Origin of the sequence: Chitinophaga terrae (ex Kim and Jung 2007), assembly GCF_900107795.1 — a bacterium.
Lineage (GTDB): Bacteria > Bacteroidota > Bacteroidia > Chitinophagales > Chitinophagaceae > Chitinophaga > Chitinophaga terrae.
Genome location: NZ_FNRL01000034.1, coordinates 46,897 through 62,878 on the forward strand (window position 1 = coordinate 46,897; position 15,982 = coordinate 62,878).

The following is a 15,982-nucleotide window of genomic DNA, read 5'->3' on the forward strand; positions in this document are numbered from 1 at the left end:
GCGATGGTCTTCAATCCTCTTCAGCCAGGTTAAAAGGAATAGGTTTTCCGACATCAGGGTTCTCCTGGTCTTTCCCCGGAAAGTGACCCCGGGCGCCGGGAAAACATCTTCCAACTGCCGTTTATCAAAAAAATCCTCAAAAAACTTGCAAACTTAAACGTTTAAGCATATTTTTAAAAAATGAAGAAGGTATCGCTCAAAGACATTGCAACTGCAGCCGGCGTTTCTACGGCGCTGGTGTCTTATGTGCTGACCAACAAGGAGAAAGAAGCGCGGATAGGCGAAGAAATGGCCAAAAAGATCCGGGAAATAGCCAGGCAACTGAACTACCAGCCCAATCATATTGCCAGGAGCCTTAAAAGCGGCCGGTCCTTTACCATAGGCCTGGTAATGGCGGATATTTCCAATGCCTTCTTCGCCAATATTGCCAGGACAATTGAAGATGAGGCTAAACGTAATAATTATACGGTGATCTTCGGGAGTTCTGACGAGAACGTAGACAAGTCGCAGGACCTTATTAATGTATTGCTGAACAGGCAGGTAGATGGGTTGATCATTACCCCTACCGAAGGCTCTGAAAAACAGATCGCCTGGCTGCAGGAACAACATGTGCCGTTTGTGCTGATAGACCGGTTCTTCCCGGGCATCAACGCCAATCATATTGCCGTCAACAATTTTGAATCGGCCTACCAGGCGGTAACGCACCTGGTAAAGGCAGGACGGAAACGTATAGGTATGATCGCCTATGAAACAACCCTGCATCATATCGCTGAACGGAAAAGAGGCTACCTGGAAGCGATGCGCGACCACCGGATGCCGGATGCGGAGAAACGGCTTAAAACCGCCCGTTATTCGCATCTAAAGACCGATATACGCACGGCGATCGACCAGCTGTGCACGGGTCCCGACAGGGCAGACGCCATCTTCTTTGCCACCAACAGCCTGGCTATTGAAGGGCTTAAATATATTAATGAACTACGTATACGCGTACCCGATATCCTGGCTATTATTGCCTTCGACGAGGGCGAAGCGTTCGACCTGTTCTATTCACCCGTCACCTACATCCAGCAACCTATTTTACAAATGGGAAAAGAAGCCGTTCGCGTGTTGCTGGAACAGATCAAAGATCAACAGAAAACAGTAGAAAACATTTTTATCGATACAACGCTGGTGGTACGACAATCATGCGGCAGCAAACGCTGATCTTGTGCCCCCGGGATTTAATTACTTAAATAACTATTGCTTAAACGTTAAAGCAGGTACTAATTGCACGTATTATGAAAAAGTTACTCTTGCTGACTTTATGCGCCAGCCTATGCTGTTCACTGTATGCGCAACAACAGCCATTCAACGGCTTAGACATGAACATCGGGAACATTTTCCGCTTGTCTGACGCCAAAACCAGGTCTATCAGTCCTGAAAATTTCAGCGGTCAACCCGGCAAAGGCGGTATGGCCACCCTGGAAGAAGGTACTGCCAGGGCTGCTGCCAGGGAATTGGGACAAGGATGGAAAGTGAATCCTTACATCAACATTGAACCGGGACAAACCTTCACGCTGGCCGAAATTACCGGCCCGGGCTCCATCCAGCACATCTGGATGACGCCAACAGGCAACTGGCGCTATTCCATTCTCCGCTTCTACTGGGACGATGAAACCACGCCTTCTGTAGAAGTACCGGTAGGCGATTTCTTCGGCATGGGCTGGGGAGAATATGCACCTTTGAATTCGCTTGCCGTTTGCGTAAACCCGGGATCTGCTTTCAACTGCTACTGGCCTATGCCATTCCGCAGGAAATGCAAGATCACCATGGAAAACATCAACACGGAAAGAATGACCTTATACTACCAGATCGACTATACGTTAACGGACGTACCGGAAGATGCGGGGTATTTCCACGCACAGTTCCGCCGCAACAACCCTGTTAAAGGCGCCGACTATACGCTGGTAGACGGGATCAAAGGAAAAGGGCAATACGTGGGAACCTACCTGGCCTGGGGCGTTAACAACAACGGCTGGTGGGGAGAAGGAGAAATAAAATTCTTCATGGACGGCGATAAGAAATTCCCGACCATCTGCGGAACAGGAACTGAAGATTATTTCTGTGGTTCTTATAACTTTGATACCAAAGGAAAATACCAGGAGTTCTCTACTGCTTATACAGGTTTGCCGCAGGTGATCCGCCCGGATGGCCTGTACAGGTCGCAGCAACGTTTCGGGCTGTATCGCTGGCATATCATGGACCCTATCCGTTTTGAAAAAGAGCTGAAAGTAACTATCCAGGACCTGGGGTGGCGCAGCGGCGGCAGGTATTTGCCTCAGCAATCCGATATCAGCAGCGTAGTATACTGGTATCAACGCGAGCCTCACGCTCCTTTCCCTCCGCTTCCTGCGAAGAACGACCTGGAAGTGAACTGACCTTAATTAAAACATTGATATGTCTACAGGCTTACAACTTATCGGGAACAACTATTCGGGTGAAGGCGCCAATACTTTCCGCGCCTTTAACCCACGGTTGCAGGAATGGATAGCCACTGAATTCAGGGAGGCTACCAGTAAAGAAATTGACCAGGCGCTGGAACTGGCCAGCAAAGCGTTTCCTGTGGCCAAGAAAATAACGCCCGCTAACCGGGCAAAATTCCTGCATGCTATTACTGAAGAAATAATGGCATTGGGAGATGAATTGCTGAACACTGCCGCCAACGAAACAGGATTACCCCTGGCCCGTTTGCAGGGAGAGCGCGACAGGACCACGGGACAGCTAAAGCTTTTTGCAGACCTTATCGCTGAAGGCTCCTGGGTGAACGCCCGGATCAATACCGGCACTCCTGATACCCGCCAAATGCAGATCCCGCTGGGAGTGATCGGCATATTCGGCGCCAGTAATTTCCCGCTTGCCTTTTCAGTGGCAGGAGGAGATACAGCAGCAGCCCTGGCTGCCGGCTGCACCGTTGTTTTTAAAGCGCATCCGGCGCATCCGCATACTTCTCATTTAGTTGGCACTGCTATTATCGCAGCCGCCAAACGCACCGGAATGCCTGAAGGCATCTTTTCCCTGATCCATGGCGCCTCTAACGAAACAGGGCAATACCTGGCTGCGCATCCCGCAGTAGCGGCCCTGGCATTCACCGGTTCTTTCAGGGGCGGGAAGGCCCTCTACGAAACGGCTACACGCCGCCCTACTCCTATTCCCGTATATGCAGAAATGGGAAGCGTGAACCCCGTGTTCTTCCTGCCGGGAATACTGGCAGAGAAAGGCAATGAACTGGCTGCCCAGTTCCTGCAATCGGTAACCCTGGGAGTAGGACAGTTCTGTACTAATCCGGGCCTGTTCCTCACCGTAGGCAAGGCTGCCGAACTGGTAGATCAACTGAAAGATAAGATTGCAGGACAGCAGGCAGGTTATATGCTTACATCCGGCATCCTGAAAGCATACCAGGAAGGCATCAGCCAATTGAAGAAGGAAGGCGCAGAACTGATCGGCGCCGCGCCTGAAGCGGCCCACCAGGCCAATGCACACCTGCTGCAGGTATCTGTTGGCCAGGCGCTGGCAAAACCGGAGATCTGCGGGGAAGTGTTCGGCCCCTCATCCGTTCATATCACCGCTTCCGGCAAAGAGGAACTATACCGGTTTGCCTCCTCGCTGGAAGGACAGCTTACAGCCACCATTCATGGTACCACTGCCGACCTGGAAGAGTATGCACCATTGATCGATATTCTCCGCGAGAAAGCAGGCCGACTTATTATCAACGGTTTTCCTACAGGCGTTGCCGTTAATCATTCCATGGTTCATGGAGGCCCATGGCCGGCCTGTACACCGGCTGCCGGCACCTCTGTTGGCACCATGGCAATTTACCGGTTTTGCAGACCTGTCTGCTTCCAGGACTTCCCGGAATTCCTCCTGCCTGATGAATTGAAAAACGGGAACCCTATGGGCATATGGCGCTTCCTGAATGGCGACTTCACCAAAGCCACCTGCTAACAGCTGGCTGATTAAATACTGGTTATGGATTTAGGTCTAAAAGATAATATCATCATAGTATCCGGCGGCGCCAAAGGTATAGGCGCTGCCATCGCCGCCGTTCTGGCGGCGGAAGGCGCCTTTCCCGTTATTGTAGGACGCAGCGCTTCCGACAATGAACAACACCTGGAAAATATCCGTAAAGCCGGCGGGAACGGCGATCATGCAGTAGCAGAACTCACCGATCCCAAAGCTTGCGAAACCGCAGTGCAAACCATTGCAGCCAAATACGGAAGAATAGACGGGCTGGTGAACAACGCAGGGATCAACGATGGCGTTGGCCTGGAAAAGGGATCGTACGAAGGGTTCATGCAATCGTTGCACCGCAACCTCGTACATTACTACCTCCTCGCGCATCACGCCCTTCCTTATCTTAAAAAAAGTAAAGGCGCTATTGTAAACATCAGTTCCAAAACCGCTGAAACAGGCCAGGGTAACACCTCTGCCTACGCCGCGGCCAATGGAGGCAGGAATGCGCTGACCCGCGAATGGGCTGTAGAACTGCTTCCTTACAGCATCCGTGTTAACGCTATCATCGTAGCCGAGTCGTGGACCCCGCTCTACGAAAGCTGGATCAATACATTTGCAGACAAAGAAGCCAAACTGGCCAGCATCGTCGAACGCATTCCCCTGGAGAAACGCATGACGTTACCGGAAGAAATCGCGCAAATGGCCGCCTTCCTCTTATCAAAACGTTCCAGTCATACTACCGGGCAACTAATCCATGTCGACGGCGGGTATGTGCACCTGGACAGAGCCCTGGTTTAAGATCCAATGATATACAATGAAACAGACAATCCTAAGCATACAGCCTGCCGATAACGTTTGGGTAGCTTTGCAGGATATTCCTGCCGGCACTACGCTGACCATCGGCGCACAAACCATTACCACTTTACAGGCAATTGCCGCCAAACACAAGGTAACGGCAACGGACATACCGAAAGACGGCGCTATTACCATGTACGGCGTACTGGTTGGACTGGCCAATGAAGATCTTCCTGCCGGCACGCTGATAACCACCAAAAATATCAGGCATGCGTCCGGCCAGTTCGCGGTAAGCGAAAACAGGAAAACAAACTGGACGCCGCCGGATGTATCCGCCTGGCGCGACCGTACATTCATGGGCTACCACAGAACAGACGGCCGTGTAGGCACCGGCAACTATTGGGTGATCATTCCCCTTGTATTCTGCGAGAACAGGAATGTGCAGCTGCTTCACGAAGTGCTGACCAAACAACTGGGATACCAACGCCAACACCCCTACGAAAATATGTTACAAGGACTGCTTGCCGATTTCAAGGCAGGCAAAACAACCAGCACCAAAGATTTTACAGAAACTGTTATCACGCCTACCCGCACTTTCCCGAATATCGATGGTATTAAACTGCTCACGCATACCATGGGATGCGGAGGCACGAAAGACGATGCGCGGACCCTTTGCGGGTTGCTGGCAGGTTACATTACCCATCCTAACGTAGCCGGAGCTACCGTGCTAAGCCTGGGTTGCCAGAATGCCCAGATAGCGATGCTGAAAGAAGAGATTGAAAAACGCGTACCGGGTTTCGACAGAACGGTGATCTACCTGGAACAACAACAGGCAGGCAGCGAAAAGGCATTAATGACCATGGCTATCCAGCAAACGTTTGAAGGATTATCTAAAGCTAACCAGCAGGAAAGAAAACCTGCGCCGTTAAGCAAGTTATGTATAGGCATGGAATGCGGGGGCAGCGATGGTTTTTCAGGCATTTCCGCCAACCCGGCAGTTGGCCTGGTTGCCGACAAGCTCATAGCACTGGGCGGCAGCGTGATCCTTTCCGAATTCCCTGAGCTTTGCGGCGTGGAACAGGAACTAAGCGACCGTTGCATCAACACTACCCTGGCCGCAAAATATGTTCAGCTCATGCGCGATTATGCCAGCAGCGCAGAAGCGGTGGGATCAGGTTTCGACTCCAATCCCTCCGCCGGCAATATCCGCGACGGCTTGATCACCGATGCCATTAAATCGGCCGGCGCTGCCAAGAAAGGCGGTTCTTCGCCGGTCACCGATGTTATTGATTACCCGGGAAGGGTACAGCATCCGGGCCTTGCATTGCTATGCACACCGGGCAGCGATGTGGAATCAACTACCGCCGAAGTAGGCGCCGGCGCTACGGTTGTATTGTTCACTACCGGTTTGGGAACGCCTACAGGCAATCCTATCACCCCTGTTATCAAACTATCCACCAACAGCAAACTGGCGGCCAGGATGCCCGACATTATCGATATCGATACCGGCAGCATCATTGAAGGCAGCAGCACCCTGGAACAGATGTCGGACCGGCTACTTGAACTGGTTATAGCAACAGCCAGCGGTACTTACAAGACAAAAGCACAGGAGCTTGGGCAGGATGATTTTATTCCATGGAAAAGAGGCATTTCTTTATAAACACAAACAATTCTACGCTATGAAATCTATGCTGATCGCTGGTTGTATCACGGCTGCAGGTTTATCTGCCTGCAACACCCATACCACGCCTAAAGCCGCCAATACTTTTGGCGAGGATGTGGCATTCCTGAAGCAACATCTGCAGAACGTAATAGTACTAAAGCATCCTGACAGCCAAAGCCAGGTAGTGGTAACCGGCGATTACCAGGCCAGGGTAATGACCAGTACTACCGGGGGCGACGCCGGCAACAGCTACGGATGGATCAATTATAACCTGGTTGCTTCTCATCAACTGAACAAACATATCAACGCATTCGGCGGCGAAGAGCGTTTCTGGCTTGGACCCGAAGGCGGCCAATATGGACTTTATTTTCCTCCCGGCAAACCTTTCGATTTCGATAACTGGCAAACCCCTCCCCTCATCGACACGGTACATTACCAGATGGTTGCCCAATCGGATACCTCCGTATCCTACGAACAAAGCGGCGTTTTACAGAACTACCAGGGCAGCAGCTTCCCTGTTAAAATAAACAGGACTGTCAGCCTGCTGGGCAACGAACAGATCTCTTCCAAACTGGGCTTTGCATTACCTGGAGGCATTAACGGTGTAGCCTATGAAACCAGCAACACCGTGACCAATACAGGCGACAGCAGCTGGCAACCGGAAACCGGTTTGCTGAGCATCTGGCTGCTGGGCATGTTCAGGCCTTCAGATCAAACAGCCATCGTTGCACCGTTCAAGGGGCTTCCTAACGCTAACGGCTATATTACGGATGACTATTTTGGAAAGATAGCGGCAAAGAACCTGCAGGTAAAGGACAGTTTGCTGCTGTTCAGGGCCGATGGCAAGAACAGGGGAAAACTGGGTTTATCGCCTGTTATCGCGAAACCGGGCGCCGGCAGCATAGACCTGGAACATAATACCGTTACCGTATTGCTCTACGAAATAGTGCCTGACGGCAGGTATGTAAACTCGAAATGGGAGATCCAGAAAGAACCGTATAAAGGCGATGCGGTAAACTGTTATAACGACGGACCAATTGCCGACGGGTCGCAAATGGGGCCTTTCTATGAAGTGGAATCGTCGTCGGCCGCGCAGCCGCTGAAGCCGGGCGAATCAATGAGCTACAGGCAAACCACTATGCATTTCCAGGGCGACAGAACAGCTATCCAGGCCCTGGCCAAAGAGCTCTGGCAACTATCGCTCGATGATGTTCAACATTTCTTAAACAATAAATAGCAGGCAATGGAAATCATCCGTCTATATAATACCCGTTCGGCCATCCTTGCCGGATATGATCAACAGTACTACCAGCTGAATGGGAGCTGGAATGAAATAGTGAACCGTAAAGGCCTGTTCCCATTCCTGCAACAAGCCATCAAGCAACAAACGGCGATCCCGTCATCAACAGCCGCAGAGATGATCGCCGGTCAGCTTATTGCGCCTATAGGCAGCCAGGAAGTCTGGGCTGCGGGCGTAACCTACTATCGCAGCCGTACCGCCAGGATGGAAGAATCGGAGATCTCGGGCGGCGCTACGTTTTATGATAAGGTATACGTGGCCGAACGCCCGGAGCTTTTCTTTAAAGCAACCCCGCATAGGGTATCAGGGCATGGACAGGAAGTGTATATCCGTGAAGATTCGACCTGGGATGTGCCGGAACCGGAGCTGACATTATTCATCAGCAGCGAAGGCAGCATCGAAGGCTATACGATCGGCAACGATATGAGCTCCAGGAGTATCGAAGGCGAAAACCCGCTGTATCTTCCGCAGGCCAAGGTGTATGAAAAATGCGCCGGTATGGGCCCCTGCCTGATGGTTCCTTCCTCGCCCATCCCTCCCGACACGCAGATCAGCTTATCTATATTCCGCGATAACAAAGTGGTGTATACCGACAGTGTTCCTATCAGCCAGATGAAGCGCGGACACCAGGAACTGGTTGATTTTCTTTACAGGGGATGCGCGTTTCCTGATGGCTGTTACCTGATGACAGGCACCTGCCTGGTGCCGGATAACAGCTTTACGTTGCAGGATCATGATAGAGTAGAGATCAGTATCGATCACATCGGACAACTAACCAACCATGTGATGACCTACAGGAAGTAAGTTCGTTTAATATAGCAGAACGGAGACCGGCTGGCCGGTCTCCGTTTTTGTTTATACCAATTGCAAAGGCGCTTCTTTGCCTGCCACCATAGCCCTGGCAGCGGGGATAGTTCCCTGTACTGCTTTAACTGTTACCTTGCCCTGGCGCAGGGAAACAGTGCCAAAACCTGTATTGGTGGCCAGGAAGCCGGTAAAGTCGCCTACCTTCGAATCTACATGCAACACTTTATCTACCGCATCGTAACGCAGCCCGGTCAACGCCTGTAACAGCCCGTAACTCGACATAGCCCTTGCGTACCAGTGCCCGCATTCGTATTCATTGAACGGGTTCCTTACTGTTCCGTCGTACCGTTGCCTGCATTGCTTTACGATCTCCAGGCCTTTTTCCACTTCTCCATGAAAGATAAGATGGCTGGCTACCTGGTATTCGATGCCTGTCCATACTTCGTTGCTGTAAACAAAAGGAAGCGATAATTTACCCCCTTTAGGCCAGGAGCAGAGCAGCAGTCCTCCTTCCGTTCCCAGCGCATAGGTAGGACGTTGGGGGTTCACATGTTTACTGAGATCTTTCCTGAAATTATACCGGTGTACCGCCAGCAGATGGCTTTTAGCCTTTGCTGCGTCTATCGGTTCATCCAGCCCGCAAACCTTTGCGATCCACGCGCCGAGGATGCCGTCAGATAAACAGCCGTTCCCGTATTGATACTTTGGCCCTTCTTTTTGCAGTACCGTCAGCGCTTCAGGAGAATACCCCGTGTTAAATGACTGGCTTTTAACCGGGTCGGGGGCTTGCAGGCCTGTCCACCTGATCTGCTGGATGAAGTATTCGCCGTTATACAATTCCTTTTCCAGGTAAGCTTTCCCCTGTTGCAGGAGGGTACTGTAACCAGCTACATTCTTCCCCAAATACTGCCCCATTTCTATGAAAGCGGTAAGAGCGCCCAGGTAGAAAGTAGTACACATGCTGGTAGGTCCCCAGAATTCAATATCGTAGGTATTATGATGGGGTTCTTCCACGATCCCTTTCCTTTTCGGGTCCCAGGTTTTGATACAGTAGTCCATACTGGTCTTAACCTTTGGATAAAGCTCTTCCAGCCATTGTTTATCGCCGCTGATCCGCCAGTCGCGGTATACTTTCATTATTCCGCCAAGTTGACCATCGGCAGCCGAGTGGAAATTATGAACAAGGGGTGAGATAGGAATATTAGCACGAAACCCCTGGTGCCCTTCGGCGTTTTGATTTTCGTTGAATTCCGTATGCCTCAAACTTCTTTCCAGTGCGGGGAACAAATGAGGTACGGCCTGGGCATAATTCCAGACGTGCGTACAGCTGCCATGGCAACTGCCCCAGCTATCGCCGCTGCCTTCCCAGCACCAGAATCGGCCATCATGTTGCCGCATAACGGTTGGGGATTTCAGGATGGTAAGATTGGCTGCTACTGCTTCCAGCACTTCTGTTGGCAAGGTGCTGTTGTAGAAAGTATCGGTGAAGAGGGCTGTTTGTTTTTTTAAGGTATCGTATTGTTCTTTCCAGTGAGCCGCTACTTCCTGCACGTCAGCAAAACGGCTGCTGTACCAGGGCCGGTAGCAGGATTCAGGATCGCTTTTGCCGCTGGCATCCTCTCCTATCCTCAGTTTGGAATCTGGCACATACCAGGCCATCTGCAACCTGATCGTTTTCCTTTCACCGGGTTTTAGAGTAAAAGGAACAAAGAGGGAGCCGCCGGGAGCGTCGTTCTCCACGGGAGCGGATTGCCTGGTTTCTCCATCGGCAATGGTATTCCATACCATGGTAAGCGGATCGAACCAACCGCCCCTGAACCAGCAATGGTCCACAATTGCCTTTTCGTTTGTATAGATGGCGAATTGGCCGTTCTTTTCCGGCGCGTTAGGCATGGGGGCCTGGGAGAGTATAAACCCGTTATCCAGGGGCTTCACGGTTTGCCCGGTATCTGCCTGCCGCATAAAGTTGCGGGCATGGTATGAGAAGATGAATTCTTCTGTTTGCGCTCCTTTGTTAGTGATCTCGTATTCAAGTGCGCCAACAGGCATACTGGCGTTATCTTCCGCGCCGGGAGTAAAAGGGCTCCAGCCGGTTATCTTTACGGCAATAGGAATGTCGGCATCGCGGAGGTTGACTTCAGCAAAGGGGAAACGGGCCCGGAACTCCGCAGACCTGTACCTGGGCAAGCCCCAGCTTGCGCCGCCTGTACCGCCGAGGCCTGCATCCCGCTGGCCAAACTTCTTCCAATCGGGTACCAGTCCTTCCAGTACCCTGGCATAAGCAGGTTTCCCTTTAACGGCTAAAGCGGCAAAGAGAGTTGGTTCGTAAAAGATCTCAGGGTTATGCCTTACAGACATGTGTGAAATGGCGCCCGTACCTTCCAGGCAAAACATGCCGGCGCCGATCCCGCCAACAGGAAAGGCTATACGGTTATTATATCTTTCTTTATAAACATCATTAAATCTCCTTCCTGTGCCGGGCTTAGGCTGTTTGGAAGGTTCTTTTGCAAGGGCTGGAATGGCAGAAGCGCCAAGGCAGGTCACTGCAACATTCCGGAGAAAAGAACGACGGTTATTACGCTTATTCATACGTCAAATAGGTTTGTGATCAGTACTATGCCGACATAGTTTTTTCAGAACGTGGCTCAAATGCTTAATCGTTTAAGCATTACTGTTAAGAATAAAGCTAAAATAAATTGCGGGCAAATCAAAAATTATTTGACCAATGAAGATCTATGCTTTTAAACGCTGGCGGATCAGTGAGGCCAACTGTTTCAGCGGTTCGTTAGCTTCTTTGTGCATACAGGCGTACCATCTTCTTTTACGCAAAGGCGAATCCAGCGGTATTACTTTTAACTGGTTATTGAGATAGGGTTGCGCGGCCCAGCGGGCCATTACCGTAATCCCGATATTTGCTTTCACCATTTCGATGATGGCTTCCGTCAGCGGAACTGCCATTAGCTTTTTCGGAGGAGTAAGTTTCAGGTAGTTCTCCAGTACCGAGCCGGTATTATTCCCGAAGTTATAGACCAGCACTGTTTGCCCGGCAATATGATCGCTTTTGATCTTTTTCAGTTCAGCCAGCGGGTGTTCTTTGCTGATCACCGCCACCAGTTCGTCGTCGAAGAGGGTTTCATACCTGAAACGATCATCGGTTTGCCGTTTGCTGACAATGGCCAGGTCGAGCTGCCCTTCCTCCAGGCTTTTCATAGGGCGCTGGGTAGCCTGCACCACTATTTCTACCATGACTTCGGGATATTGCTGCCTGAAGGTGTGCAGTATGGCCGGCAGCCAATGATAGCAGGTATAACATTCGGTACTGAGGCGGATCGTTTGCTTTCTGCCTTCTTTCAGCAGCTGCAGGTCTGAATGCAGCTCCTCCATCATTGGCAGCACAGTTTCTGCCTGTTCCAGCACTTTGCGCCCCGCTTCCGTGAGGATCATCTTTTTGCCTGAACGATGGAAAAGCTGGAGCCCCAGCAGTCCTTCCAGGTCGCGGATCTGGTGACTGAGGGCCGACTGTGTAAGGTTCAGCTTCTGGGACGCCCTGGTTACCGAGCCTTCCGAAATAATGCGTTTAACTATCTGCAAATGCTGTAAAGTTATCATTAGAAATACTCATTATTTCATCAAAAATAATTCACTTTTCTCATAATTTACTTTCTTCTACTTTTGGTGTATCAAATTACTGATTATGAAAGTTCAACGTTTAGGATGGGCAGGGATCAAAATAACCGCGCATCAGCAAACCATACTGATCGATGCAGTAGAGCATTTCGACAGGGGCAAATTTTTACTCGACACACCCGACGCCTCTTATAAGTTCAGCGACAATACAAAAGCTGATATTGTACTGATCACGCATTTGCACAAGGATCATTACGACGCGGAGCTGATCCGTAAAGTATTGAAACCGGGAGGCAAATTCATTGTATCCGACGAAATTGCCGGCGATATTAAAGCAGATGGATTCAACGACTTTACCAGCTTGCAACTGAATGAAACATTTTCCGTCAATAATATTACCATCACACCTGTTTTTGCGATGGATGGAACAGGCGACAAACAGGTATCCTGGGTCATAGAAGACGGAACACACAGGATACTTCATGGCGGCGACACCATCTGGCATAACCAGTTCTGGGCGATAGGAAGGCAATACAATTCCTTTGATGCGGTATTTCTTCCTGTCAATGGCGCAACCATGTATTTCCTTAAACCTTTCAGTCCTATACCTGCCACGCTCACGCCAATACAGGCAGTATCGGCCGCCCACCTGGTAAACGCTTCTACACTGGTGCCTATTCATTATGGCTTTAATAAAACAGGTTTATACGAAGAATTTCCCGACGTGGTGCCAACGTTGAAAAAAGAAGCCGCTGCACAGAACGTAATGTTGAAACTTCTGCAGGCAGGAGAAAGCATAGAATGGAATTAAGCACCAGGCCTGGTTTGCATGGAAGAGGGAATGAAGAGAAATCCTGTTACCCCGCCTGCAAGCCCCAGGATACCTGACAGCAACAGTATTTTACGATAAGCGGCAATGAAGCTATTGTGATACGCATTGATCACCTGCTGGTGCAACGATTGCTGAACAACCGAAGGCACCTTGGCATTGCCCAGGTTGCCGGCCTGCAACATTACCGCTTTATAAGAAGCCGGATCAAGATGCAGTGGTTGTATAGATTGTTGCAACATCCCGGTGAAAAATAAACCGGCCAAAGCGCCGAAGACAGCAACAGCGAAAACACTTGCAATCCTGCTGATAGCGTTGTTGGTACCGGATGCGATCCCCGACAGGTGATCCGGCAATGCCCCCATTACAGTAGCTGTCAAAGGCGCTACAGTAAAAGACATACCAGCGCCCAATACCAGGATGCCGGGGAAAAAAGTGGTCCAATAGTCGCGGTACCCGTTCGTTTGCCCGATAAAAGAAAGCAAAATAAGCCCGATGCCTGCAACAACAGGGCCGATGGTAAGGAAAATGCGGGGCCCCCATTTATCTGCCAGCGATCCGGCAAACCGGGCGATCAGCATCATTAGTATCGTGAACGGGAGGAACGACATACCCGATTCTGTTTGCGTATAATGCTGTACCTGGATCATATTAAGTGAAACAAAGAGCATTCCGCCGCTTAATCCTGCATACAGGAATAAGGTCAGAAGATTGCACCCGCTGAATACCCTGTTCTTAAACAAGCCCAAAGGCATCATGGGATTTTTGCTGCGCCCTTCTACCCAAATAAATCCTCCCAGAAACAACAGGCCGGTAACTACAGTTCCACAAACGAAAATATCTTTCCATCCTTTACCAGGCATCCGGAGAAGCCCGAAGGTCAGCAAAGCTAATCCAACGGCTATCAAAGCTGCACCGGGGTAGTCGATCTTCCCTGTGTCTGTTTCATCTTTTGTTTCCGCCACCTTCGTGGCAAGTATCAGCAACGCCACTACGCCTATCGGCACATTGATAAAAAAGATGAACCTCCATAAACCCGCATCGGCCAATGCGCCGCCCAGGATAGGTCCGCCAAGGGTTACCAGGGTTGTAACAGCCGACCAGGTGCCGATGGCTTTGCCCCGTTCTTTATCATTGATCACAGAAGTGATGAGCGAAAGACTGCCGGGAATCATAAGCGCCCCTCCTATTCCCTGCACCACGCGGAATATAACCAGCAACGTAATGTTCCCCGCGAAGCCGCAGGCGGCGGAACCAGCGATAAAAATGGCGATGCCGATCATAAAGATCTTCTTTCTCCCCAATTTATCACCCAACGCTCCTCCTATCAGGATCAGCGCTGCCAGCATAAGCAGGTAGGCGTTCAATACCCAGAACAGTGCGGCGCCGGAAGCATCCAGGCTTTGTTGCAAAGCCGGCAACACCACGTTCAATGCAGTTCCATCTATAAACGCCATGGCAGAAGCCATGATGGTGGCAGCCATCACCCATCTGCCAGCAGCGCTCTTCAAGGCTATATTGCCCATCATTAACAATTTAAATACCCTGAAATTTAAACGGCGGGGATTTAACAAATGACCTGGTAGCATTACCCGCGTAGGTTTCTCCGTTTACCAGGCTTAATTTTTTCACTCCCCCTGCGGAACTGAAATCCACGTCCCTGAAGTTAACCCAAAAAACATTAGGCGTCAGCGCTGTTTCAAAAAAGTAAACCAGGTTTTTATGATCTGCAACCGAACGCCAACGGGTAGAGGAAATGTTAGGTTGACCAGGCGTTGTGATCCCGTAAGGCACTGAACAGTTGCGGATCACGCTGAATGCACACGCCACCGCTACGCGTGTGTTGTCTGTTTTCGGCACTGCATCGGCATAAAAAGACGCTCTTACAAACCTGTCGGCCGCCCGGTTGGTACCCGGCAACATCACCGTTCCTCCTATCTCTTTCCAGTATTCGTTCAGGGCAAGCTGCTTGTCGAAAGTCGGCGAATTGGTCATCACGTTATAAGAAGTATCGTGATGAATGATCATCTTCCCTTTAATAAACTCAAACACGGCATTGTCCCCATTTGCATCGGAAACCGAGAGGTGTAGAGTAGCCAGGCGATTCTGCCCTGGCACATCATCCGAAATGATCTGGTAAGCGTTTTTCTCTGATGCTGCTACTACTTCATTTACCGTAGCGAAGTTATCCAACACATACTGTACCCAGGCGGCAATACTCAGGCCAGGGATACGGGTATCGCGTACCGGGTATTCCGACTCTCCCAACCATAACAAATTCGCTACAAGTCCTTTTTCATTCATACCATCTGTACTGGCTATATTATACGCGCTGGCCACTACGCTGCCGTATTTCGATGTCCATTTACAGGAATTGGGCCCTGCCACTCCATCACGTTGCATTCCCCTGGGGAACAACCACAGATCGGTAGCTATATCTTCCTTCCAGTCCATAGATCTCGCGGTAAGGACCAAATTATCCAGGCCTTTGTAAACCACCCTGGTACAGGCGTGGCTAAGAGCAGAAAGCGCTACCAATGCGGCAGTCAGTATACTGGTTTTCTTCTTCATATAGAGGGGGTTTGCTTTCAATAACACCCCGGTCCGCCAAATGTTTGTAAGAGGCGTATCAATCGAGTAGGAAGTGAGGGATTATTTCCCTCACTGTCCTCTCACACCACCGTACGTACCGGTCTGGTATACGGCGGTTTGTTAGAATAATTTAATCTGACTTTCTGTTTTCAGATAATAGCGTTCGTAAAATCCGACATAGCCTTCTTTCCTAAAGTATGCGTTGGTGAGGGTTCTGCATAGTATCGGACTACGAGCCGCACGGCTGTAACCTATACTCGTTTTGCTCCACATCCTTGCGTAATACTTTGATAAGCCAAGTTTTATAAGATTACGGTACCGGTTACGGATGGTTTTCCATTGCTTCCAGATACATATGCGCAGACGATTGTAGACTTTT

Annotated in this window: 12 protein-coding genes and 1 pseudogene; 8 read left to right on the top strand and 5 right to left on the bottom strand. The window is 50.4% G+C overall.

Annotated elements, in window-relative coordinates:
* Window positions 1-180: 180 nt before the first annotated feature.
* From BLV62_RS25015 to BLV62_RS25045, 7 genes are all read left to right on the top strand, one after another.
* Window positions 181-1,203 carry a LacI family DNA-binding transcriptional regulator gene (locus BLV62_RS25015; RefSeq protein WP_089765365.1) on the top strand — a complete coding sequence of 341 codons (1,023 nt, stop codon included), beginning with the start codon at window positions 181-183 and terminating at the stop codon, window positions 1,201-1,203.
* A gap of 74 nt (window positions 1,204-1,277) precedes the next feature.
* Window positions 1,278-2,417 (top strand): glycoside hydrolase family 172 protein, encoded by a 1,140-nt coding sequence (locus BLV62_RS25020; protein WP_089765367.1) that lies wholly within the window; start codon window positions 1,278-1,280, stop codon window positions 2,415-2,417.
* A 19-nt stretch (window positions 2,418-2,436) separates the two neighbouring features.
* A complete protein-coding gene (locus BLV62_RS25025; protein WP_089765369.1) occupies window positions 2,437-3,981 on the top strand; it encodes an aldehyde dehydrogenase (NADP(+)) in 1,545 nt (514 codons plus the stop codon).
* A gap of 24 nt (window positions 3,982-4,005) precedes the next feature.
* Complete coding sequence (locus BLV62_RS25030) at window positions 4,006-4,788, top strand: L-fucose dehydrogenase (RefSeq protein ID WP_089765371.1); 783 nt, start codon at window positions 4,006-4,008, stop codon at window positions 4,786-4,788.
* Between the two features lie 16 nt (window positions 4,789-4,804).
* Window positions 4,805-6,445 (top strand): UxaA family hydrolase, encoded by a 1,641-nt coding sequence (locus tag BLV62_RS25035; protein ID WP_089765373.1) that lies wholly within the window; start codon window positions 4,805-4,807, stop codon window positions 6,443-6,445.
* A gap of 19 nt (window positions 6,446-6,464) precedes the next feature.
* Window positions 6,465-7,685, top strand: a complete 1,221-nt coding sequence (locus tag BLV62_RS25040; RefSeq protein ID WP_139170392.1) for a DUF6786 family protein — start codon at window positions 6,465-6,467, stop codon at window positions 7,683-7,685.
* 6 nt (window positions 7,686-7,691) lie between these two features.
* Window positions 7,692-8,552, top strand: coding sequence for a fumarylacetoacetate hydrolase family protein (locus BLV62_RS25045; RefSeq protein ID WP_089765377.1), 861 nt, complete (start codon window positions 7,692-7,694; stop codon window positions 8,550-8,552).
* Between the two features lie 51 nt (window positions 8,553-8,603).
* On the opposite strand, the gene BLV62_RS25050 is transcribed toward BLV62_RS25045, so the two are convergent.
* Entirely contained in the window at window positions 8,604-11,144 is a 2,541-nt protein-coding gene (locus tag BLV62_RS25050) for a GH116 family glycosyl hydrolase (RefSeq protein ID WP_089765379.1), read from the bottom strand.
* A 144-nt stretch (window positions 11,145-11,288) separates the two neighbouring features.
* Window positions 11,289-12,164 (bottom strand): LysR family transcriptional regulator, encoded by an 876-nt coding sequence (locus BLV62_RS25055; protein ID WP_089765380.1) that lies wholly within the window; start codon window positions 12,162-12,164, stop codon window positions 11,289-11,291.
* Window positions 12,165-12,249: 85 nt separating this feature from the next.
* Between BLV62_RS25055 and BLV62_RS25060 the strand changes: the two genes are divergently transcribed.
* Window positions 12,250-12,993: an MBL fold metallo-hydrolase gene (locus tag BLV62_RS25060; protein WP_089765382.1), complete on the top strand. Its 744-nt coding sequence runs from the start codon at window positions 12,250-12,252 to the stop codon at window positions 12,991-12,993.
* Here BLV62_RS25060 and BLV62_RS25065 read toward each other — a convergent pair.
* The 3 genes and pseudogenes from BLV62_RS25065 to BLV62_RS28670 all read right to left on the bottom strand — a co-directional run.
* A complete protein-coding gene (locus tag BLV62_RS25065; protein ID WP_089765383.1) occupies window positions 12,990-14,537 on the bottom strand; it encodes an MFS transporter in 1,548 nt (515 codons plus the stop codon). The two genes, BLV62_RS25060 and BLV62_RS25065, sit on opposite strands and share 4 nt — an antisense overlap.
* Before the next feature lie 10 nt (window positions 14,538-14,547).
* A complete protein-coding gene (locus BLV62_RS25070) occupies window positions 14,548-15,582 on the bottom strand; it encodes a linear amide C-N hydrolase (protein ID WP_089765385.1) in 1,035 nt (344 codons plus the stop codon).
* A 141-nt stretch (window positions 15,583-15,723) separates the two neighbouring features.
* A pseudogene (locus tag BLV62_RS28670) lies at window positions 15,724-15,982 on the bottom strand (hypothetical protein); the annotation flags it as partial.